We start from the raw sequence: 23976 nt of genomic DNA on the forward strand, positions 1-23976 counted from the left end.
CAGGGCCTGACCAACGTCCAGGTCTGCCAGCAGCGGATCACGGTCTACGGCATCCACGACTACCGGATCACCTTCCCGACGGACGAAGAGGGCACCTGCGCTGACGTTCCCGACTACGACGGTATCGTAGCCGAAGAGCTGGCCTGTGACCTGATCACGACGACGCACTACATCGACACACTGCGCACGATTGCCGCCGGCGAAGAGTGCTTCAAGCTGCGGATCACCTACGACGTAGTGAACTGGTGTGAGTACAACACGCTGGGCCAGCCCTACCTGATCCCGCGGGACGGCGACGGCATCCGCAACCCGGAGACGCAACTGCTCTACCTGAACGTCATCCCCCAGGTGACGACGACGCTGACGGACGACTTTGCGTTCCTGAGCCGCTTCACGGACCGGAACTACAACCCCGGTGCCCCGCAGTTTGACCAGACGCTGGACGACGGCAACGACATGGACGGTACGGACGACGACAACGGCAACGACAACATCGACAACGATGTGTACGCCGCCGACGACAGCCGCGGAGCGTTCCGCTACGTACAGTTCGTGAAAATCTACGACGAGGTGGCCCCGGTCATCGAGGCAGACGAGCCGGAAGAATGCTTCGGTGGTACGAGCGTAACGTGCACGGCCGACCTGACGCTGACCTTCACGGCGGTAGACGAGTGCTCCGACGTTGACGTGACGCTGCAACTGGACGCGAACTACGACGTTGCGCAGGGCTTCCGTCCGGACAACGCTGCGGCGCTGGGCGTAGGCATCACGCTGACGAACAACGGAGACGGCAGCTACTCGATCCGCGCTACGAACGTACCGGTAGGCGAGCACGCCATCCGGATCCGGGCGGCCGACGGCTGTGGCAACTTCGACGTGGAGATCCTGGAGTTCTGTGTAACGCCGGACAAAGCGCCGACGCCAATCTGTATCCAAACCTTGACGGCAACCCTGATGCCCGACGGACAGGGTGGTGGCATGGCTGCGATCTGGGCTTCTGACTTCATCGCCAGCGATGTGTTTGACTGCTTCGGCAACCTGATCGACCAGTACAGCATCTACACGGAAGAAGAAGCGGGCGTAGCTGGCTTTAATCCTTCCGCCGGTCGCCTGGGCATCGACCTCGACTGCGACGACCTCGGTGACCTTCCCGTCCGTGTTTATGCTGTTGACAACAACGGAAACGGCGATTACTGCTCCGTCATCGTACAGGTACAAGCCTTCCAGGACGGCGTGTGCGGTGAGGCTGGTCCGAACCTGACGGGAACGATCGCCACGCGGACGGACCGCGCCATGGCCAACGTAGCGGTAACGCTGACTGGCGAAGGCGGAGCGATGGACGAGACGGTGCTGACCGACGCCGCCGGTGTTTATTTCTTTGCTGACTTGAACCTTGGCGAAGATTACACCGTACAGCCGCTGTACGCCGTACCCGTGGATGTACAAGCGGTGAAAACTTCGGACATCGTTAAGATTACCAAGGTTATCCTGGGTGCTGAGGATTTTGACTCTCCCTACGACTACCTGGCGGCGGACGTTGACCAGAACCGGAACCTGAACGTACTGGACCTCGTTGCGATCCAGCGGGTGATCCTGGGCCTGGACGCTAACTACGCTACCGGCGAGAGCTGGGGCTTCGTGCCGGCGGACGTTGACGTGAGCAACCCTTACGCTGCGGCCTTCCCCGAGGTGTACAATGTCAATGACCTGACGGGCAGCATCCTGGATGCGGACTTCGTGGCCTTCGCTTACGGTGACGTAGTGGGCAACGGACGTTCTACGGCAGCCATCGAAGCTGCCGACGCACAGTTGGAAGTTGGTCAGACGCACACCATGGAAATCCGCGGCACCGAGCTGGCGGGCTTCCAGGGCACGATCAAGCTGGCCGCTGGCCTGGAGCTGGTGACGGCCAGCTACGAAGGCGAAGGCGCGATCAACCTGAACCGGGCCGGCGACGGCCTGGTGGCGGTAGCCCTGCGGGGTGCTGATGCGATGCTGACGCTGGAGGTGATGGCTACGGTTGGTGGCCGCCTGAGCGAGTTGGTGAGCCTGACGGATGAGATTACGGTCCGCGAAGGGGTAAGCCTGAACGGAACAGGTGGTGCGTTGAACCTTGCTTTCACGACTTCCACGGCACCTGCGACCGCGCAAAACGGATTGTTGCAGAACCTTCCAAACCCGGTGACCGCTTCTACGCTGATCCGCTTCGATCTTGCCGTTGCTGGCTCCGCTACCCTGAGCGTACAGGATGCTGCAGGCCGCCTGCTGCTAACGCGTAAGCTTGATGCGGTTGCCGGTCGCAACGAAGTTACCCTTACGGCTGCCGACCTCGGCGCCGCGGGCGTACTGACGTATACGCTGACTTCCGGCGACTTTACCGCTAGCCGGAAGATGGTGGTGGTTCGGTAAGACGGCGTAGATTGCCTTGGCGGGCTGTGCGTAAGTCCGCCTGAAAAAGGCTAAAATACAGGCCCCGCGCTCTTCGGAGTAGCGGGGCTTGTGTTGTTTTAGGGCTGCGTAACCATAAGCGCGCTACATTTATCACCCCCAAACCACCTCATCCATGCGCGCCTTTCTTTTCTGCTTTTTGTCGCTCACTTTCACCGGCGTCACTGCCCAATCCGCAACCACCGCTGCTGCCCGCCTGGATAGCCTGGTGGAGGCGTACGGTAATTGGCGGCCCCAGCAGAGCGGCCAGTATTGGGCCATCCGCAGCGAAGCGGATTACCAGGCGGATTTGGCCACCCTACGGCGGCTGCGCGACGCGCTGCCGCCCGGCACCCACCTGACCGGCCAGCAACGCATCAACCGCGACTTACTGGAGCACGTCCTGGACGACGAAATTTTCCAGCGTGACTTCGGCAGCCACCGTTTCCCCCTCGACTCCGAGGGCGGTTTTCTGGCGGGGGTGATTTATCGTTTCTCGGGCCAGAGGGTCGGTACCGAGGCGGAGTACGAGCGCCACCTGGCCACCCTGGAGGAATTGCCCGCCTACTTCGCGGCCCAGATCGATGCCATGCGCCGGGGGCTGGCCGAGGGCAAAACCTCTCCTGGCCTGATCGTGAAAAACTGTGGTGACCAGATACGCAGGGTACTGGAAGCGCCCGTGGAAGAAAGCATTTTCGTAGTGCCGGTGAAAGCCAACGCTACCTGGGCTGCGGGCGCTGCGGCCATTACCCGGCGGGCCGTTTACCCCGCCTACCAGCAGTTGCTCGACTTTCTGGAGCGGGAATACCTGCCCGCACTGCCGGAAGCCATTGGTATCAGGAGCATAACCGATGGCGCAGCGTACTACGAGCAGCGCGTTCGCTTTTTCACGACCGACGACGTCTCTCCCCAAATCGTTTTCGAGACCGGCCAGCGCGAAGTACGCCGCATCCGCCAGGAGATGGAAGCCGTTATTGCCCGAACGGGATTCCAGGGTTCTTTTGCCGATTTCCTGCATTTTTTGCGGACGGATGAGCAGTTTTACGCCCAAAGCGCTGAGGAGTTGTTGCAGCGTGCCGCCTGGATTACCAAACGCATGGAGGGCTTGCTGCCGCGCTATTTTAACCACTTGCCGCGGATGCCGCTGACGGTCGAGCCCGTCCCCGCCGCCCTGGCGCCCAACTATACGGGCGGCCGCTACTCGCCGGGGTCTTACGGGCGGCGCAAGGCGGGGGCTTTCTGGGTCAATACCTACAATCTCCCCAGCCGGCCGCTTTACGTCTTGCCTGCCCTGGCGCTGCACGAGGGCGTGCCTGGCCACCACACGCAGATGATGCTGGCAGCAGAGTTGGCTGAGCAGCCGCGCTTCCGCAAGCAACTCTACCTCTCCGCCTTCGGCGAAGGCTGGGCCCTGTACTGCGAATACCTCGGCAAAGAGGCCGGCATCTACGAAACGGACTACGAAGAATTTGGCCGCCTCGTCTACGAAATGTGGCGCGTGTGCCGCCTGGTCGTGGACCCCGGCATGCACTACTTTGGGTGGAGCCGAGAGCGCGCCGTCGCCTTCATGGCTGAAAACACCGCCCTCTCCCTGCACGAAGTCAATACGGAAATTGACCGCTACATCGGCTGGCCGGGGCAGGCGGTGTCGTACAAAATGGGCGAGCTCAAAATCCGGGAACTTCGGGCGCGGGCGGAAAGTCGCCTGGGGGAGAAATTCGATCTGGCGGCTTTCCACGACCTCGTTTTGGCCAATGGGGCCGTGACTATGGCTACCCTTGAAACGTTGGTGGAGGAATGGATGGCGGGGAGGTAGAATTTACAATTTACAATTTAACATTGGGGCATCCGCCAGGAGGTTGGATTATCACTGGCGAGCTATTTTTTTGAAAGCGGTTGGGTTTTTCGCAAATCAAGCTCCCACGCGAATAATCCTCCGAGGCCTCTTTTGCCGTTTGAAATGAGGGGAATCGCTTCGGAGGAATAATCGGTGGAGGCAAATATTTCTCGGAGATGAAAAACGTTGAGCGGCGCAGTATTTTTTAGGGCGCGGGCGCGGGTGCTGGGGGAGGGACAGATGCAGGGGACGGGATGAACCTTCGAACATGTTCGAATGTGCGAATTTTAGTGCGTGGTAGTCCCACCCCCAGGCGGTGGGGGAGGACTAATCTTCGAACATATTCGAATGTGCGAAACTCCGGCGCAAGGTCAAAAATTTGGCGGGTACAGGTTTTGCAACACCCTCCAGCGCTTGCTCCAACGCCGCCCCCAAAGACCAAGTAAAGGGCAATCCGGCCAACGCCGCTACTTTTTCTACCGTCTATCTTGTTATCCTGACCTTTTCCAACCCTGCCGTAAACGATTCCGCATGAAATACCTCGCTTTTCTCCTGTTCTTCCTCCCCTCCACGGCCTACGCCTGTTCCTGCTTATTTACGGCGACTTTCTGCGAGTACGCCGCCCAATACGTAGAATGGACGGAAGGGGAAACGGCCGTAGTGCGGGCCACTTACCTGGGCTTTCGCAGCCCCGACGTCGACGGCTTTGCCCCGCTGTACGACTTCCGGCTGGAAGGCATCATCGGCGGAAGCCTCCCGGGGGTGTCCCGCTTTTCCCTCTGGGGCCAGGACGGCGGAAACTGCAACGGACCCGTTGCGCCACTGGAAGAAGGCGAGCAGTACATTGTCCTATTCCCGAGCAGGGAGGGCTACACCTCCTACTTCCCTGGCCTCCAAAGCGGAGTGGATAACCCGTACCCGATTTACGATTTTCCGGGCTGTGGTCCGGCCAGCCTCAAGGTAGAAGCGGGGGGATCCGTAACCGGTCCCATTGCCCCGGACCTTCAGCGCGTGGGGTTGGCCTCCTTCGCCCGGGAGCTGGAAAACTGCCTGGGCGATAAATTCCAGGAGTGGGCAGGGGGCAACGGACCTGTCTTACCCCAACCCATCGAAGCAGACGTGTTCCCCAATCCCGCTAACGAAAGCTTCACGGTCACGTTCACCGAGACGCCGATATATGACGTTTTGCTCTACGACCTCGCCGGCCGGCTCATCTGGGAAGAACAACTGGGTGGAGCAGTACGGACGGAGCATTCCATCAACGTCCGTTCCCTACCCGCCGGGGTATACTTTTTAGTCATGGAAACCGACGGCCTCCGCATCAAGGAACGGGTAGTGGTGCTTTAACCCGCGCCATGCCCCAAACCCCTAACCCCCTCCTGACCCCGGTAGGGGTCCAACCTTAATAACCCCGGATGAAGGATGCCTCGCATCCGTAATCCGGGGGCCTCCACCAGCGAGACGCCTCGCATCCGTAATCCGGGGGCCTCCACCAGGAAAACTTCCCTCTTCCGCCAAACCCTGCTCCTCGTCCTAACTCCCCCCTTCGGGGGGCCGGGGGGGAGCACCTGCGACCGCGCCAAAAAAAGATGCGTGGACCAGCCGAAGCCGATCCACGCACCTTTAATGCTCGCTAATTGCTTGGGAGGAAGCGCTTAGGCTTTGGCGGGAGTGGGGGTACCTTCCGAAATTTTCACTTCGGGTTCCTTCGTCAGGTCGTGTACGATAGGCGTGGCGACGAAGATGGAGGAATAAGTACCCACTGCGATACCAACGATCAACGCAAAGGCAAAACCTTTGATGCTGCTGCCACCGAAGAGGAAGAGCACCAACACCACCAGGACGGTAGTGAAGGAGGTGATGACCGTACGGGAAACCGTGGTGCTGATGGCGTCGTTGATGACTTCCGTTTTGCTCCGGCTGAGGTAAGTGTTCAGGAACTCGCGAATCCGGTCGAAAACGATTACCGTATCGTTGATGGAGTAACCGATCACCGTCAGGATGGCAGCAATGAAGGCCTGGTCAACTTCCATATTGAAGCCGAGGCGGCCCCAGAAGAAGGAGAAGACCCCCATTACGATGATGGAGTCGTGGAACAGGGCCACAATAGCACCGATGGAGTAGCGGGGCTTATTGAAGCGCAGCAGGAGGTAGAGGAAGATCAGCAACAAACCGATGGCACCTGCCCAGAGGGCGGAGCGCATAATGTCGTCGGCAATGGTAGGGCTAACCTTGCTCACACTGGTAATGTGGGTGCCGGATTCTGCTTCGGTATCGGAGAACTGCTCCAGCGTAAGGCCACTGTCGCCGGTCGCTGCCTGGACGCCCGTGTGCAGGGCGGCCAGCACCACTTCCTGGGGTTCTTTGCCATCTACCAGCGCGGTTTCTTCCACGAGGTAGTCGGTTACGATGTTGAAGGTATTGTCCGTGCTGACTGACTTAACAATCGGCTCGCCACCGAAAGGAGTAGCCAGGGCCGCACGCAGGTCTTGCGGGTTCACGGCCTTATCGAACACCACGGTGTAGCTGTAGCCCCCCTTGAAGTCGACGCTGAGGTCGAAGCCCCGGGTAGCGATGGAGGCCAGGGAGAGCACTACCAGAATGGCCGAGATGGCGTAGCTGATTTTGCGCTTGCCCATCCAGTCGACGTTGATGTTGCTGAACAGGTTCTTGCTGGGGGCGGTCCAGAAAGACAGGTCTCCTTTCTTATTTACCCACCAGTCGATGAACAGGCGGCCAACCAATACGGCGGTGAACATGGACGAAATGACGCCCACCATCAGTACCACGGCAAAGCCCTTGATGGGGCCAAGACCAAACCAGGCCAGGGTGATGGCGATGAGCAGGGTCGTCACGTTGGCGTCAATGATGGCCGAATAGGAGTTGCTGAATCCATCCTGGATGGCATTTTGCACCGTTTTGCCGATGCGTAGCTCCTCGCGGATCCGTTCAAAAATGATGACGTTGGCGTCAACGGCCATACCAATTGTGAGGAGGATACCGGCAATACCGGGCAGGGTAAGTACCGTACCGAGGCTGGCCAGGACACCGAAGATGAACACGATGTTCAGCAGCAGCGCGGCAATGGAAACGATGCCACCACCGCCGTAGTAGAAAATCATGAACAGCACCACCAGCGCGAAACCAATCAACAAGGCGGTGATGGAGCGGCTGATGTTTTCAGCACCGAGGCTGGGACCAACGATGCTTTCCTGGATGATTTCCGTACGGGCGGGCAGACGACCAACGCGGAGCATATTGGCCAGGTCATCGGCCTCCTCTACGTTAAAACCACCGGTGATGGCCGTGTTGCCGCCGGGGATGGGGCCGTTTACGCGGGGGGCAGATACCACCCGGTCGTCGAGCACGATGGCTACCTGACGGTTTTGGTCGTTGGCGGCCTCCGTCGTCATCCGGGCCCAGATGCGGGCGCCTTCGGAGTTCATGCTGAGGTTGACGGCCAGCTGCCCGTCGGGCTGCGGACCAGCGCTGGCGGTAGTAACGTACTCACCCGTCAGCGGAGCAACACCGTCGCGGGGCAGATCCAGCTGGTAGAGGGCGTAGAGATCACCCAGCGTGCCTTGCTCGTCGATGGGCAGCGGACTGGCCTCCCAGCGGTAGATGACGTCGCGGGGCAGCAGACGCTCTACTTCGGGGTCTTCCAGCATGTCCTTCACCGCAGCCAGGTTGCGCTCGGTGGCGACACCGAGGACGGCGGGACCGAGGTTGCCGTTGTTGGGGCTGAAGATGCTGAAGAGGGGGCCGGCCGTCTGGTTGGTCACCTCCGTTGTATCAATCCGGTCGATTTCCGTAGTAAGATTACCCAGGTCATCGGCGCGGTAGAGCGTGTCGTAGCGGTAGGTTTTGGCCTCCACGTAGTTGCTGTCGCGGCCGGCGGCGATCTTGGCCCGGCGCTCCAGGAGTTGGTCGATTTCGATCAGGGCGTTGATGGCGGTCTGGTCGATGCGCTTAACGTCGTAGAACTCAAGGTTGGCCGCACCCGTCAGGAAAGAGCGGGCGCGCTCGGCGTTCTCGATGCCCGGCAGTTCCACCAGGATGAGGTCGCGCTCGGCGTCGAGGCTGACGTTGGGCTGCACCACGCCGAGGCGGTCAATGCGCTTCTTGAGCAGCTCGTAGGTAGAGGCCACGGCTTCGTCGGCCTGGTCGCGGAGAATACGGATGACTTCTGCGTCGGACGTTCCCATGGGGATCTGGTCGCGCAGGGCGTCGTTGCGGCTGAAGATGGACGCCAGGTCCTTATCTCCCCGCACTTCCCGCCATGCGTCGGCGAAAAGAGCGATGTAGTTGTCCTGGGCGTTGGATTGAGCTTGGGAGGCTTTGTTGATGGCTTCATCAAAAGTGGGGTCCTTGGTATTGCGGGCCAGGGTTCGGAGGAACTCCCGGAGGTCTACCTGGAGAACGACGGACATACCGCCTTTCAGGTCAAGCCCCAGGTTGAGTTGCTGGGCTTTGAGATCCTGGTAAGTGAACGACTTGATGAGTGGAATACTGAAGACTTCCTGGTTGGAGATGCTGTCCAGGTAATAGGCACGCATCATGCGGAATTCTTCGCCTTCGGTTTGTCCTGATTCTTCTTGGGCATAATCGGCGGCGTCGGCCTCAACGGCGTTGGTCGGGATGATGAAGAAGTACTGGTAAGCAGTTACCAGGAGCATAACCACAAGGAAGAATTTGATAATTCCCTTGCCTTGCATAGCTGAAAAAATTTAGGTTTCGTGCGGACCCGCCGTACGAAATTTGGGGCGGGACCACCACTTTAAGAAGGGTGATGAAGCGGCCGCTTCCAAATAGAAAAGCCCTCCGAAAGAAGGCTTAATCATTCGTTGTCGGCCTGTGCTTAGGGCGGAGCCTCCCAGTTCCACCTGACTAAGCGGGTGCAAATATACGATTTGGTCTAACAAATAGGTACCCGTGCCAGGAAGTAAGGCAAATGGGCGCGGCCGCAGGTGCTCCCCCCCGGGATAAAGGAGCAAAGGGGGAAAGGACGCCTTAGACCTCCACCCCGAACAGATAACCGACCAATGCCGTCAGGCCCATCGCCACCGTTCCCCAGAAGGTGATGCGCAAAACCGGGCGCAGGGTCCCGGAGCCCCCCACGCGGGCGGAGAAATAGCCCAGCAGCACCAGGAAAAAGAGGGCAAAGCCATATTGCAGGCCAATCATCCCCCCCAGTGGAGCCAGCGCTGCCACCACCACGGGCAGTATCCCCCCAACGGTGAAGGACAAGCCAGAAGCCACGGCGGCTTGCAGCGGGTTGGCTTCGGTCAGGTCACTGATGCCCAGTTCGTCGCGGGCGTGGGCCAGCAGGGCGTTGTGGGCGGTCAACTGTCGGGCCACTTCCAGGGCGGTTTCAGGTCGGAGCCCGCGGGCCTGGTAGATGTCGGCCAGCTCCGTCAATTCTTGCTCGGGCATGGTGGCCAGTTCTTCGCGCTCGCGGTCGAGGTCGGCTTTTTCCAGGTCGGCCTGGGAACTGACGGAGACGTACTCACCCGCCGCCATCGAAAGTGCTCCGGCCACCAAAGCCGCCACGGAGGCCAGCAGGAGGGGTTCCCGGGCCGCACCCGCCGCTGCCACGCCCACGGCTACGCTGGCGGTAGAAAGAATTCCGTCGTTGGCCCCCAAAACGGCGGCCCGCAACCAGTTGCTGCGGTTAATGTAGTGGTTTTCGGGCATCATGGGAGGGTATCCTGGTAACTAGTAAGTGGTGAAAAAAGGCCTATTTCTCAAGCCCGTATTTTTCTTTACGGGGCTGCAGCACCGTCTGTCCGTAGTGCGTAAAGTAGTGGTGCTGGTGGAGAAATTCCTGGTTTTCCCGCTCCCAGTCTTCGTCTGAGCTGACTTTCCCTAACACCCGGCTCCACTCCTCGCGGAGCAGTTCCTGGGCGTGTTCGTAGGTGACCAGCGAGAGGTGGTACATGTCGGCATCGCAAATGATTTCTTCGAGGTGAGACTCCGGCCGCTGGGGCATCGTCGTCGCCAGAATACAACGGGCTACGGCCGCCATGCGTTCGGCCGGGTAGTCGTGCCGAAGGAGAAAATCACGGGCAATTTCTGCGCTGGCCACCTCGTGCCCCTCGTAAGTTTTGATGTGCCCCACGTCATGAAACCAGGCCGCCAGCAACAAGGTCTCCATCTCCGGCTCCGAGACTTTTTCTGCGTTGCCAATATTGATGACGCCCTGCACGACATTGATGGTGTGGTGCAGGTTGTGGTAGAGCCGGTCTGCGGGTAACTTACTGATGAGCAACCTGGCTACGTAACGACCAGTGAGGTAAGTAATGTTGTCAACGCTGGAGGCCATAATGCGGGTAGCAGGTTTTTGCCCGAAGCAAGTATTTCCGGGCCGGTAAATTAAACAAAAACCCTGAACAGCCCCAAAAAGCACCACCCCAGGCAGGGTAGGGGACGGGATGGTTCAGAAGTGCAGTAGTCCCTGGTTTAGTAGAAATGCTTAGATGAATAGTCTGGAGGAGACCAAAACCACGGGAATCCCACAACCTGTATCCACCAAAAACCAGACCTTGCACCAGGCAAGCGGTAGCCCGTCCCCCCGGCGGCAACCAGGCAAGTGCGGCAGCCGACCAAGTGCGGCAGCTCATTAGCTAGCGCTGCTGCCTCCGGCGGTCACTCATTTACTCATTCACGCATCCAATCATTTAATGTACCGAGCCCTCCTCTCTATCCTCCCCCTCGTCCTATGTGCCGCCTGCTACGAAGACCGCATCGCCTGCCTTGACCCCGACGCAACGAATTACGACCTGCGGGCCGACGAAGCCTGCCCCGACGATTGCTGTACCTACCCCGCCTTCCGCGTGGAGATTGCCCGCCTCTGGGGTGAGGCGGCTTTCAGCACTACCGATACCTTTACCGACGGCGCGCTCAATCGTTTTCGCCTCCTGCGGTTCCGCTACTACCTCGGCGGACTGGAACTGGTGGCGGGCAATTCCCCGCTGGCGGTACCCGAGAACCCCGTGGAAGTCCGCGTCCTTTCCGGCACCGATACCCTCCCTGCGGTGCTGAACGCCAACCTGGTACTGGCCCAGTCAACGGGGAGCAATGTTTCTACCGTCGGCACCCTGCGCATTGGAAAAGCGGCGCTGACGCAGGTGCGAGGGAAGTTTGGTCTGAGCAGTGATTTTTTGCCCGTCTTCCCTCCTTCGGCCCCCAGCAACTCCCCGCTGGCCACCCAGGCCGGACTCCTCAATTTCAACGACGGACGGGGCTACCTCCAGGCCAGCGCTGAATACCTCCTCACCGCTACCAACGATACCCTGCGCGTCGATGCTTATGGGTTGCTGCCCTTTGTCCTTGATTTTCCCGCTGCGGTGGCCCCCCAGCGGGGGACGGACCTCACCGTGCTGCTGGCCGCCGATTTGTCCAACGTCTTCGGTACCATCAACCTGGCGGCCGATTCCACTGCGGTCGTCAATGCCCTCCAGGAGCGCTTGCCGGCCCTGCTGCGGGTCACTGGCGTGCGGTAAAACACCAGGCACATCCTGTCTTCCAAGGGAGTTCAGCCGGACGAGACGTCCGGAGCCGGCGCACAGCAGACATCTGACGTCGCACATCGGACTTCCAACATCCACTGCACCTGCGTCCGCGCCCCCAAACGCTTCCCCGGACCATAAAAAAACCCGTGCCTCCGGAGGTGGAGACACGGGCCTTTTTCTGCGCTGCCGAAGCAACGGACGGTTTACTGCCGGATGATGCGGCGCGTGCTGACACCAGACTGGTTGGTCAGGCGGAGCAGGTAGGCACCGGCCGAGAGTTGGTCGGTACTGAGTTCAATGCGGCCATCGCGCAGGTTCAGGGTTTGCTGGGCCAAAACGCGGCCGTTGATGTCCAACAGCTGCAACTGGGTGCTTTCCGCCCGCAGGCCACCGACCTCCAGCGTGAGGCGGGTAGTGAAGGGGTTGGGGAAGACCCGGAGCAGGTCGGCAGCTTCCTGGGTACGGGTGCTGACGGAGAGCACGTTAGGCGCACAGGGCGTCGGGGCACCGAGGGCATATTCGCGCGCGGTCCGGTTGGGAATGAGCTGGATGGAAACGTCGTCGGTGGGGCTGCCCAGTTCGGTATTGAAGTCCCAGAGGCCCTCGGCAACGGCCAGGTTTTCACCCGTGCGGTTGCCTTCACCCCAGGCGAGGTAAGAGTAGATCACTACGTTGGGCGCGTTATAGCCGTTGGTGCTCAGGAGGGCCAGTTCGCCAGCGTCCAGTCCGGCTACGGCGTCGAGCTGCACCGAAATCCGGTCGCCCGGCTTCAGGGTGAGGTCGCCACAGAGGATGTTGAGGTCGCCAATCCGTTGGAAGTCTCCGTTGCCACCGATGTAGTAATCGCCCAGGAAGGTGGTGCTGTTGCCGAGGTTGATGAACTCTACGGCACCGTCGCGGCCCACTTCATTGACGGCCAGGATGCCGGGGCGCTCCGCGGCCAGGGTGATGGTCACGGTTTGCGCTTCACCCGCCGTGGCTACGCTGCCATCGCTGGCTTTGAAGCGGTAGCGCAGGGGGATAGAGACGCCGTTGGGCAGGCCCAGTCCGGAGAGGGTATCGTAGAGGCCCACCAGGGCTTGGGTAAAGCTGGTGTCGGCCCCCACTTTAATGCAGGCCAGGAGGGTGGTGAATTCCGCGTCTTCCATGCCTACCAGTTCCAGGATGTACACCACGGTGTCTCCGTTGGGGTCGGTAGACCGGGAGATGGAGGCGGTGTCGGCGTCGGTTCCGCCGGGGAAGACGGTAACGGTGGCACCATCGGCGGGCAGGAGGATTTCCGGGGCAGCGGGGTAAGCGTTGTCATCCCGCAGTACCTGTCCGCGGATTTCTCCAGCGGGGTTGGTGGTCGTGTGCAGGTTGAAGTACAAGCCGCCGTCGCGCAGGGCGCTCACCTGGGGGGCGGTGAGGGTAAAGCGGTTGCTGTCTGGGGCATAGCTGCCGCTTTTCAGGTCACTGCTTACCTCTGCGTTCATTTCCACGGCAATCCCCCCGGTGGTGGTTGCGTCGCCCAGGTGGAGGTGGGAACCACCCGCGATGGAGGCATCAAAATCTCCCTCAAGGTCATCGAAGGCACCCATGGCCACCAGTTGGTTGCCGGAGGCCTCGAAGAGAAGGAATCCGTTGCCCGTGCTTTTCACGGCGTTGGGGTTGGAGTTGAGGCCGGAGAGATTGGCACCGAAATAGCCCTTGGCAAGGTGCAGGGCCTGGCCGCGTACTTCGCCCGACATCACGGCTCCGCTGTGGACGTTGACGTAGTATTCCCGGTTGTAGAGGGCGGCTACCTGCGCCGGTGCGAGAGTAAACGTGTTGGAATCGGCGAGCCAGACGCCACCGCGGCGGTCGGCATCGAGGGCTATTTGGAGGGGGAAGGCAATGGGCCCGGAGGTGCCCGTGCCGCCCAGGTGGATGTGGCTGCCCCCGGCAATGCTGGTGGCTACCGTATCCATCAGGTTGCGGACACTTCCGCTGACGGTCAGGGTAGAGTCTCCGTCGAAGTACAGCATCACCCGGCCATCGGCGGGGGTGTTGACGGCGGCGGGTTGCTCCTGGTGGCCACTCAGGTTGGCGTAGAAGCTGCTGACGGTAAGGTCACTGATCTGGCCCCGGAGTTCGCCACTACGCACTGCGGCGGAGTGGATGTTGACGTAGTACATCTCATCGTTCAGGGCATCCACTTGCTCGTCCGTCAGGGCAAACACGTTATCGGCGGCGGCAATGGTAGCGCTCAGGCTATCGGCACTCAGGTTCAGGGTCAGCGGGAAGATGACCGGGCCATTGCGGCCGGCTACCGCACGGTGGATGTGCGCGCCGCCCACGATGTCGGTAGCTACCGGGCCATTCAAGCCACTGAAGCTGCCGGAAACGGTAAGGGTATTGCCCACCCGTTCGATCATCACACCACCGATGGCTTCGGTAACGACGGCCGGTACTTCATTGACGCCCAGCAACTGGGTCGTCTTAACCGCTTCCACCGTGGCGGGAAGCAACTGTCCGCGGAGTTCACCGGCGGCGTAGTCCAGCGTATGGATGTTGACGTACATTCCCCGGTCCTGGAGGAGGGTCACTTGTTCAGGCGTGAGCTCAAACACGTTGCTGTCGGCCACGAAGGTGCCGCTGCGCAGGGTGCTGTCGAGTTCACTGTTGAGGCGGAAAACGATGCCACCCGCCTGGCCCGCGAGGCCGGAATGGATGTGGGCACCGCCAGCGACGTTGACGTCAAAGTCGGAAGAAAGGTCGGAGAAGGAACCGCTCACCGTCAGGGTGTTGCCTTCCAGCGTAGCACTTACCGTGCCGCGTGCGGTGGTCGTTACCGGCGTAGGCAGTTCATTGAGGCCACTCAGCTGGGCGGTAAAGCCGCCGATGTTGTCGCAGGCATCGCCCGTAAGGCGGGTCACGACGATGGCGTTGGAGAGGTCGAAGCATCCGCCCAGGTCGGCCAGGTTGGCACCGACCGTTGCGCCGGTGAAGGTGCTGTCGTGGCTCACAGCGTAGATGCTGCAGGTTCCGCCGCCCGCGCCTTCAAAGTCGAAGGGTTGGTCCGCCGGGACGGACAGGATCATGCCTTCGCTGTCGGTGATGATATAAGTGAAATTGCTGCCAACGGTATCGGTCAACACTACGGAGAGTGAATCGGCAATGCTGTCTCCTGCGCAAATGGTCACGCTGGTGGTGCTATCCGCGAGGGTCAGGGTACCTCCGTCAACGTTGCAGCCGTCGCAATCCGTTCCCGTCAGGCGGGTGACGACGATGGCATTGGAAAGATCAAAGCAACCGGCGAGGTCTTCCAGGTTTGCGCCCACGGTAGCGCCGATGAAGGTGCTGTCGTGGCTCACGGCGTAGAGGTTGCAGGCTCCGCCGCCGGCACCTTCGAAGTCGAAGGGTTGGTTGGCAGGTACGGAGAGGATCACGCCTTCGCTGTCGGTGACGAGATAAGTAAAGTTGGCACCCACGGTGTCGGTCAAGACCACGTTGAAGGAATCAGCGATGCCATCTCCGGCACAGATGGTGAAAGCGGTGGTGCCGTCTTCCAGCGCCAGGTTGCCGCCGTCGACGTTGCAGCCGGGGCAATCCGTGCCCGTCAGGCGGGTGACGACGATGGCGTTGGAAAGATCGAAGCAACCGTCGAGGTCGTCCAGATTTTCGCCCACGGTAGCGCCGGTGAAGGTACTGTCGTGGCTCACGGCGTAGATCAGGTAGGTTCCGCCATCGCCGGCATCGAAGTCGAAGGGCTGATTGGCGGGGACATCGATGATGACGCCGTTGCTGTCGGTGACGATGTAGGTGAAACTGGTCCCGACGGTATCGGTTACCACTACACTGATCGAATCGGGGATGCCGTCGCCAGCGCAGATGCTAAGGTCCGTGCTGCCGTCTTCCAGCGCCAGGGTGCCGCCATCGACCTCGCAGGGTGCGGTCCCGATGATGAGGACGATGGTGCGGGCGGGGCCGGGGGTGGCCACGCTGCCGTCGGAAGCAACGATGCGGTAACGCAGGGGAACTTCGAGGCCTGCCACGCCGCCGTTGGCAATCAGCGTGTCGTAGATGGCACCGATGGTGGCGGTGGAGGAGGTCCGGGTGCCGACTTTCAGGCAAGCGATGATGCTGTCGAAGGCCATGTCTTCAGGCTCTGTAACTTCAATGGTGTACACCACCAGGTCGCCGTCGGGGTCGGTGGCTGCTTCAAAGGCGCCTTCTTCGAGGTCGCTGCCGCCTTCAAAGACGGTCACGCGGGCGCTGTCTTCCGGAACAATGATGTTGGGGGCGGTGGGGAAGGCGTCGTCATCCCGCAGCAACTGTCCGCGGATTTCTCCCGACGGGTGGTCTACGGTGTGGAGGTTGAAGTAGTAGCCACCGGCAAGGAGCGTGGCCCGCTGTAGCGAATCGATGGCAAAGCGATTGTCGGCTGCCCGGTAGACGCCCGCGCGCAGGGTGGAATCCACCTCCACGTTGAGTTGGAAAACGATGCCGCCAGTGTTGGCAGCGTCGCCAACGTGGATATGGGAACCTCCGGCAATCTCGGCCGCAAAATCACTTTCCAATTCCTGGAAGGAACCCGTGGCCACCAATTCGTCGTCGCAAAGCTCGTAGATCACGAAGCCATTGCCCGCCGTCTTTTTGGCTTCCGGGTTGGCATTGATGCCCGCCAGATTGGAGCCGAAGTAGCCCTTGGCGAGGTTCATGACCTGGCCCCGGACTTCCCCGCTGTTCACCGCCGTAGAGTGTACGTTGACGTAGTAGCCGCGGGCGTAGAAGGCGTCTACCTGCTCTGGGGTAAGCGTGAAGGTATTATCCGCTGGCAACCACTGTCCGCTCGTGCCCGCGCTATCGAGGGAAATGGTCAGGGGGAAGACCACGGGGCCGGATTCGCCGGCCAGACCCAGGTGCAGGTGAGCACCCCCAGCCAGGCTGAGGAGCACGGAGTCCATCAGGTCATTGACGCTACCGCTGAGGGTCAGGGTACTGTCGCCGTCGAAGTTCAGCATGGCCCGGCCATTGCCGGGGGTGTTGACGGGGACGGGCTGTTCCTGGTGGCCACTCAGGTTGGCGTAGAAAGTGGCCGTAGCCAGGGGCATAATCTGTCCGCGCAGTTCGCCGGACATGACGGCAGCGGAGTGGATATTCACGTAGAGTCGCTCTTCATCCATGGCCGTCACTTGTTCGTCCGTCAGGGTGAAGATGTTATCGGCCGCAGCAATGGTTGCTCCGGTGGAGTCGGCGCTCAGGTCGAGTGTGAGGGGGAAGATCACCGGGCCGTTGCGGCCAGCAATGCCGAGGTGGATGTGGGCTCCGCCAACGATCTGCGTAGCCACGGGGGCCATCAGTCCGCTGAAGCTACCGGAAACGGTGATGGTGTTTCCGTCGCGCTCCACCATCGTTGCGCCCTGGGCGGGAGAGTAGATGGAGGGGTTTTCGTTGACACCCAGCAAGTAGGCGGCGGCGTAGGCATCGGCGTCGGCAGCCAGCAACTGGCCACGGATTTCGCCGGCGGGGTAATCCAGGGTATGGATGTTGATGTAAAAGCCGCGGTTGCGGAGGGCCTCTACCTGGTCTGCCGTCAGGGTAAAGGTATTGTCTTCGGCCGCGAAGGTGCCCCCACGGAGGTCACCGTCGAGCGTAGTTGTAAGCGGTAAGGCAATGGGCCCCGCTTCACCGGCCAGGCCGAGGTGGATGTGGGCACCGCCAGCAATGTTGGGGTCGAAGTCGGAGGTGAGCCCGGAAAAGCTGCCGCTGACCGTAAGCACACTATCGGTAAGCGTTGCCTGCACTGACCCCGTTCCCGTAGAGGTTACCGGGCACGGGACCCCGTTGGTGCCACTGAGCTGGGCCACGAAATCGTTGATGCAGTCAAAACCTTCCGCCCGGTTGACCGTAATGGGATTGGAGAGGCTGAAGCAGCCGTCGAAATCCATGGGGGTATTGCCTACTTCGAGGCCGGTCAGGTCGTCGTCGTAAGAAAGGTGCCAAATCAGGCAGGTGCCCGCTCCGGCGGCGCTGAGGTCGAAGGGACCGTCATCGGTGGGGATGGACAGAATCCGCCCGGTATCGTTGGTGATCAGGAAAGTCATTTGGTCGCCGCGCAGGTTGCCCGTCAGGGTCACGTCCACCCGGGCGTCGAGGGTGTCGGAAATACAAATGTCCGTTTCCGTGCCTCCTCCGTTGGTAAGGGTGAGCATGCCCCCGTCGGCTACGCAAAAATCGTCGCAGTCATCGCCGCGTTTGCGGTTGACGACGATGGGGTTGGAGAGGCTGAAGCAACCCGTGGCGGCCGACAAGCAGATGTTGTCGCCCACCGCAACGCCAATGAGGTCTCCCGTATAGGAAACACTCCAGATGGCCAGCACCCGGGCACCGTAGCTGCGCAGGTCAAAAGGCGGGTCGCCTTCGAGCACTTCCAGGATGAAGCCGCCGGGGTTGGTGAGGAAATACTGGCTGGTGCCACCAACGAAGCCCGTGCGGATGATGTCCGTCAGGCCCTCATCCATATCGTCTAAGCAGACGGGGATGTAGGGGGTGCCGTTGGGGCTGGTGAGTTCGCCGGCGTTGCATTCCGGCGATTGTGCCGCAAGGGGCACCAGGAGTGTGGTGAATAGGGCCAACAGCAAAAGCCTGGCGCCTTGGTAAAACTTGTAGTGCATAAGAATTGGGTTATGAATGAAAATATCAAGCGGCATTCTCCTGCGGCAGATGAGCAGGAAGCTGGCGTACTTTATCGGTAGTGGCGGGGAGTGGGTGTGGTCATTGTTCGCTTTCGGTGGGCTCGCGCAGCGCCACCGTGCGCGGTGGCCATTGAAAGCTAAAATGGCGGCCTGGGTGAATCCTAATCCCCTCCGCAGTGTCAATTGTCCATAGCTACGGGGAAAACCCTTCGAATGGTTTGGGCCCCGTTTGTGTTTAGGTTCAATTTAGGGCAATTGTTCTGTATTCGCCACACTTTTCAGTTTGTTTATCAGGAATTTCCTTGATTTCATACCCAACTTCTGTGCAACCTGGCCCGAAAGACACCCCTAAGGCTGCCAACCCGTGTACGCCTTGATAAGGAAAATGGTTAAACATTTTCTTCTTCAGGGAGTTTTAATACTTTCAAGAGGCATTAGTGTGGTTTTCAAAACTTAATGTTGTCTGGGGCACTGTCGTTACATAGTTCTTCGGCAAACGGTTTTTCTCCACATCCTTCTGTCGAACTATTCAATCATTAAAAAATACCGATGAGATTATTTACCCTTTTGCTGTGCCTGGTGCTCAGCACAGTGCTCGCGAGTGTGGAGGCCCAGGGCCTCAACCTACCCGTTACTTTTGAAGATACCGGCCTGGATTATGCCCTGACGGATTTCGGGGGTAACGCTTCCCAAATTGTGGCAGACCCCACTGATGCAACTAACCGGGTGGTACAGTCTACTAAAACAGTGGCCGCACAATTGTGGGCCGGCACCACCGTTGGCGGCGAAGTCGGCTTCACTGCGCCCATTCCCTTCGCGGCAGGCGCCACTACGATGTCGGTACGCGTTTGGTCGCCTACGGCGGGGACGCCCATCCGCCTGAAGGTGGAAAAAGCCTTCGATCCCACCATTTCGGTAGAAACTGAAACCCTGACGACAGTGGCCATGGCCTGGGAAACCTTAGTGTTTGACTTCAGCAACCAGGCGCCCGGCACCGCAGCGCTGAACTTTGCGAACATCTATGAAAAGGCGTCCATTTTTTTCAACTTTGGGACCGATGGCTCCATGGCGGGAGAACAGACTTATTACTGGGACGACCTAAGCTTCGGCGGCGACGGACCTCCGCCTACGGGGCTCAACCTGCCCGTCACCTTCGAGGATACAGCGACGGTGGACTACGGTCTGACGGACTTCGGGGGCAACGCTTCGGAGATCGTAGCAGACCCTACTGACGGAACCAACACCGTGGTACAAACCACTAAGACGGCAGGTTCCGAGACTTTTGCGGGCACCACGATTGGCGGCACGGTCGGCTTCAGTAGCCGCATCCCCTTCACGGCTTCGGCAACAACGATGTCCGTACGCGTATGGTCGCCTACGGCCGGCACGCCCATCCGCCTGAAGGTGGAAGCGGCCAATGACCCCGCCATTTCGGTGGAGACCGAGGCACTGACTACGGTGGCCATGGCCTGGGATACCCTGGTATTCGACTTCACCAACGAGGCCCCCGGCACCGCCGCCTTTAACCTGGCCAGCAGCTACAACAAAGCTTCCATATTCTTCAACTTCGGCGCTTCCGGGACGGGGGAGATTTACTACTGGGACGACGTCACTTTCGGCGGCGACGGACCTCCGCCCACCGGACTCAACCTGCCCGTCACTTTTGAAGATGAGACACTGGACTACGGCCTGACCGATTTCGGCGGCAACGCTTCCGAAATTGTGGCAGACCCAACCGACGCAAGCAACACCGTAGCCCAAAGCACGAAAATGCCCGGCTCCGAGACTTTTGCGGGCACCACAATTGGCGGCACGGTCGGCTTTGCTACGCCCATCCCCTTCACAGCTTCGGCAACAACGATGTCCGTACGCGTATGGTCGCCTACGGCCGGCACGCCCATCCGCCTGAAGGTGGAAGCGGCCAACGACCCCGCCATTTCGGTGGAGACCGAGGTACTGACTACGGTGGCCATGGCCTGGGATACCCTGGTATTCGACTTCACCAACGAGGCCCCCGGCACCGCAGCCTTCAACCTGGCCAGCAGCTACAACAAAGCTTCCATATTCTTCAATTTCGGCGCTTCCGGGACGGGGGAGATTTACTACTGGGACGACGTCACTTTCGGCGGCGACGGACCTCCGCCTACGGGGCTCAACCTGCCCGTCACTTTTGAAGATGAGACACTGGACTACGGCCTGACCGATTTCGGCGGCAACGCCTCCGAAATTGTGGCAGACCCAACCGACGCTACCAACACGGTAGTACGGTCCACCAAAACCATGGCCGCGCAATTGTGGGCCGGCACCACCGTTGGCGGCGAAGTCGGCTTTGCTACGCCCATCCCCTTCGCGGCAGGCGCCACTACGATGTCGGTACGCGTTTGGTCGCCTACGGCGGGGACGCCCATTCGCCTGAAGGTGGAGCAGGCTTTCGTCCCCACCGTCTCGGTTGAAACCGAAACCCTGACGACAGTGGCCATGGCCTGGGAAACGTTGGTGTTTGACTTCAGCAACGAGGTAAACGGCACCGCACCGCTCAACTTTGCCAGCACCTACAACAAGACTTCTATTTTCTTCAACTTTGGGACCGATGGCTCCATGGCGGGAGAACAGACTTATTTCTGGGACGACGTCACTTTCGGCGGTGACGGGCCTCCGCCCACGGGGCTGAACCTGCCCGTTACTTTTGAAGATGAGACACTGGACTATGCCCTCACCGACTTCGGCGGCAACGCTTCCGAAATTGTGGCAGACCCTACCGATGCAAGCAACACCGTAGCCCAAAGCACGAAAATGCCCGGCTCCGAGACTTTTGCGGGCACTACGATGGGCGGCACGGTTGGCTTCAGTAGTCCCATCCCCTTCACGGCTTCGGCAACAACGATGTCGGTACGCGTTTGGTCGCCTACGGCCGGCACGCCCATCCGCCTGAAGGTGGAAGCGGCCAACGACCCCGCTATTTCGGTAGAAACCGAAGCGACCACCACCGTGGCCATGGCCTGGGAAACCCTGGTATTTGACTTCAGCAACCAGGCAATGGGTACCGCCGTACTTAACCTGGCCAACAGCTACAACAAGGCTTCGATCTTCTTCAACTTCGGTACTTCGGGAACGGGGGAGACTTATTACTGGGACGACGTCACCTTCGGCGACGCCGTTTCCACGCGTAACCCCATTTTCGACCTCAGCCTGTTTGAGTTGCGGCCCAACCTGGTTCGGGAAAGCACCGTCCTGCACTTCAGCCAGCAGTACGCCGGGCGCAAGGAAGTGCAGGTATTCAGCGCGGCGGGCGTCTTGCTCAAGTCTTTCGAGACCCACGCCCAGGATTTGCCGCTGATGACCGCCGACCTGCCCCGGGGCCTCTACCTGGTGCAGGTGCGCTCCGAAGGTCGTTTGGCCACCAAGAGAATGCTCAGGCAGTAACGAACCTGGGCAAACGATAAAGCGCTTGCCGGGTAAGGGCTCCGCCACGGAGCCTTCGCCCGGCAGGCGCTTTTTTATTTTACCGCCAAAATTATCCCTCCGTGCAAATCTCCGCCGAACTCTCTTTGTATCCCCTTACGCCCGATTACGATGCGCCCATCCTTGCCTTCATCCACCGCCTGCGGGAACAGCCCGGCATCCGGGTGGCCACCAATGGCCTGTCCACCCAGCTTACGGGGGAATACGGCGCAGTAATGGCTGCCCTGACCGAGGCCATGGAACCTACTTTACGAGAAGGGCCCACCTGTTCTTTTGTGCTGAAAATCCTCAACGTGGCCATTGAGCCGGGCGTCCTCGAAGAGGTTTAAACCTAGGCTGTCTAATCTAATGGGTTTAACCCGTACGCGCTTTAGGGGCCTAGACCGCCTAGGTTGAGACCCTCTGGGTCGATCCAGCTAATCACGGTGCCCCCCTAGGTTGAGACCCTCTGGGTCGATCCAGCTAAGTACATTGGCGTATTCTCCTACGACCCAGAGGGTCTCGACCTATTAAGCGCTTGAGCCTCCCCGGTTGGCCAAAGTGAGTACGGCTGCGGCCTGGCTAATTAGACAGCCTAGGTTTAAACTATCCGGGGCGGACGTTCCTTGCTCCAATAGGCAAACTTTGCACCTGCGGCCGCGCCCTTTTGCTAGTTCAGTAGTTCAGTAGTCCAGTAGGGGCACCCTTTAGCCTTTGATCCTTTCCCCCTTTAATCCTTTAATACTTGGAAAAAAGCCAGCGGCTCATGTCCTTGAAAGAACTCTTTTTGCCGTAGTTGAGGATGCCGACGCGGTAGATGCGGGCGGCCAGCCACACCATGGCGGCAGCGAAGCCGATGACGACGAGGAGGCTGAGGATGATCTGCCAGGCGGGCGGGCCAAACGGCAGCCGCGCCGGCATCACGATGGGTGCAAACAGCGGGATGAAACTGGAGGTGACGGCCAGGCTTGAATTCGGGGCCTGCATGGCTGCCATCATGATGTAGAGCGCCAAAATGACCGGAATGGTAATGGGCAAGGTAAGCGATTGGCCCTCGCCCAGGTCGTCGCCCATGGCCGAACCCACCGCCGCAAACAGGGCCGCGTACATGAAATAGCCGCCGAGGAAGTAAATGATGAAGCAGGGCAAAATCACCCACCAGTTCATTTCCGCCACGCCGGCCATCACCCGTTCCACCATGCTTTGCATTTCTTCGGGGTCCATCTCCGGGCTCTGCGGCATCTGCTGGGCGGCATCGGCGTCGAAACCAAATACCAGGGTCGCCAGGAAAATGACGGCCGGAATGAGGACCATCCAGGCCAACACCTGGGTCAGGCCCACGGCACCCACGCCGATGATTTTGCCGAGCAGCAGCGTAGTGGGCCGCACCGAAGAGATGACCACCTCCACGATGCGGTTCATTTTCTCTTCCATCACCGAGCGCATCACCATCATCCCGTAAATGAAAATGGAGAGGTACATCATGAAGCCCATGATGGTGCCCAGGGCCGCGCCGACTACGCCGGCCATGCTGGTGTCGGCCTTTTCTCCTTCCTCCACGGTAATTTTTTGGGAACGGATGTCCACGTCCGAATCCAGGGATTTGAGCAGGCTTTCATCCAGTTCCAGGGCCGTGATCTTGTAGTTGCGCAGGGCCTTTTCCACCCGTCCCTTAATGGCCATTTCGAGGTCGAGCGTGAGCGGCTCGTCGCTGAAATACTGGATGCGGAAGTCTTTGGCGCGGGTATTTTTTACCTCGGGAATGACCAGGATGGAGCCGTATTCGGGGTCCTCGCTGTCGCGGATTTCCCCTTTGAGCGTCTCAATGTCCTTGTCCACGAACTTGAAGTAGAGGCCTTGTTCGTCGGGGATGGGGCCACTGAACACCTTGCCCTGGTCTACCACCGCGATGCGGTTCACCTCGTCGTTTTCGTAGCTGAAAATGAATTGTACCACTACGATGAAAACGGCAATGCCCAGCGGCGTGAGCAGGGTAGCGAGGAGGAAAGACTTGCGCCGGACGCGGGTGATGTATTCACGCTGAATGACGAGCCAGAGATTTTTCATTGGGGGTAGATTTTGTGGGCGCTGCCGCAGGTGC

General features: G+C 60.0%; 11 protein-coding genes. 6 read left to right on the forward strand and 5 right to left on the reverse strand.

Going from position 1 to position 23976, the window contains the following annotated elements; all coding sequences use genetic code 11:
• The 3 genes from H9S92_RS14600 to H9S92_RS14610 all read left to right on the forward strand — a co-directional run.
• Positions 1 to 2409 (forward strand): T9SS type A sorting domain-containing protein (locus H9S92_RS14600; protein ID WP_187467441.1); only part of this gene is annotated, 2409 nt, incomplete at its 5' end.
• Positions 2410 to 2563: 154 nt separating this feature from the next.
• Positions 2564 to 4243 carry a DUF885 domain-containing protein gene (locus H9S92_RS14605; RefSeq protein ID WP_187467442.1) on the forward strand — a complete coding sequence of 560 codons (1680 nt, stop codon included), beginning with the start codon at positions 2564 to 2566 and terminating at the stop codon, positions 4241 to 4243.
• 552 nt (positions 4244 to 4795) lie between these two features.
• Positions 4796 to 5611, forward strand: coding sequence for a T9SS type A sorting domain-containing protein (locus H9S92_RS14610; RefSeq protein ID WP_187467443.1), 816 nt, complete (start codon positions 4796 to 4798; stop codon positions 5609 to 5611).
• Between the two features lie 308 nt (positions 5612 to 5919).
• On the opposite strand, the gene secDF is transcribed toward H9S92_RS14610, so the two are convergent.
• The 3 genes from secDF to H9S92_RS14625 all read right to left on the reverse strand — a co-directional run bounded on the left by secDF (position 5920) and on the right by H9S92_RS14625 (position 10586).
• Complete coding sequence (gene secDF, locus H9S92_RS14615) at positions 5920 to 8979, reverse strand: protein translocase subunit SecDF (RefSeq protein ID WP_187467444.1); 3060 nt, start codon at positions 8977 to 8979, stop codon at positions 5920 to 5922.
• 295 nt (positions 8980 to 9274) lie between these two features.
• A complete protein-coding gene (locus H9S92_RS14620; RefSeq protein WP_187467445.1) occupies positions 9275 to 9961 on the reverse strand; it encodes a VIT1/CCC1 transporter family protein in 687 nt (228 codons plus the stop codon).
• A gap of 40 nt (positions 9962 to 10001) precedes the next feature.
• The gene (locus H9S92_RS14625; protein WP_187467446.1) at positions 10002 to 10586 is read right to left on the reverse strand and encodes an HD domain-containing protein; all 585 of its coding nucleotides are present in this window, start codon (positions 10584 to 10586) and stop codon (positions 10002 to 10004) included.
• Between the two features lie 358 nt (positions 10587 to 10944).
• On the opposite strand from H9S92_RS14625, the gene H9S92_RS14630 reads away from it, so the two are divergent.
• Positions 10945 to 11766 (forward strand): hypothetical protein, encoded by an 822-nt coding sequence (locus H9S92_RS14630; protein WP_187467447.1) that lies wholly within the window; start codon positions 10945 to 10947, stop codon positions 11764 to 11766.
• Positions 11767 to 11978: 212 nt separating this feature from the next.
• Here the strand turns inward: H9S92_RS14630 and H9S92_RS14635 are convergent, their stop codons facing one another.
• The gene (locus H9S92_RS14635; RefSeq protein WP_187467448.1) at positions 11979 to 18413 is read right to left on the reverse strand and encodes a CHRD domain-containing protein; all 6435 of its coding nucleotides are present in this window, start codon (positions 18411 to 18413) and stop codon (positions 11979 to 11981) included.
• Positions 18414 to 18983: 570 nt separating this feature from the next.
• On the opposite strand from H9S92_RS14635, the gene H9S92_RS14640 reads away from it, so the two are divergent.
• Both H9S92_RS14640 and H9S92_RS14645 read left to right on the forward strand, forming a co-directional pair.
• Positions 18984 to 21857 carry a T9SS type A sorting domain-containing protein gene (locus H9S92_RS14640; RefSeq protein ID WP_187467449.1) on the forward strand — a complete coding sequence of 958 codons (2874 nt, stop codon included), beginning with the start codon at positions 18984 to 18986 and terminating at the stop codon, positions 21855 to 21857.
• Between the two features lie 101 nt (positions 21858 to 21958).
• Positions 21959 to 22225 carry a hypothetical protein gene (locus H9S92_RS14645; protein ID WP_187467450.1) on the forward strand — a complete coding sequence of 89 codons (267 nt, stop codon included), beginning with the start codon at positions 21959 to 21961 and terminating at the stop codon, positions 22223 to 22225.
• Between the two features lie 388 nt (positions 22226 to 22613).
• On the opposite strand, the gene H9S92_RS14650 is transcribed toward H9S92_RS14645, so the two are convergent.
• Positions 22614 to 23942 (reverse strand): ABC transporter permease, encoded by a 1329-nt coding sequence (locus tag H9S92_RS14650; protein ID WP_187467451.1) that lies wholly within the window; start codon positions 23940 to 23942, stop codon positions 22614 to 22616.
• Between the last annotated feature and the right edge of the window lie 34 nt (positions 23943 to 23976).

It is taken from the genome of Neolewinella lacunae, assembly GCF_014349155.1.
Lineage (GTDB): Bacteria > Bacteroidota > Bacteroidia > Chitinophagales > Saprospiraceae > Neolewinella > Neolewinella lacunae.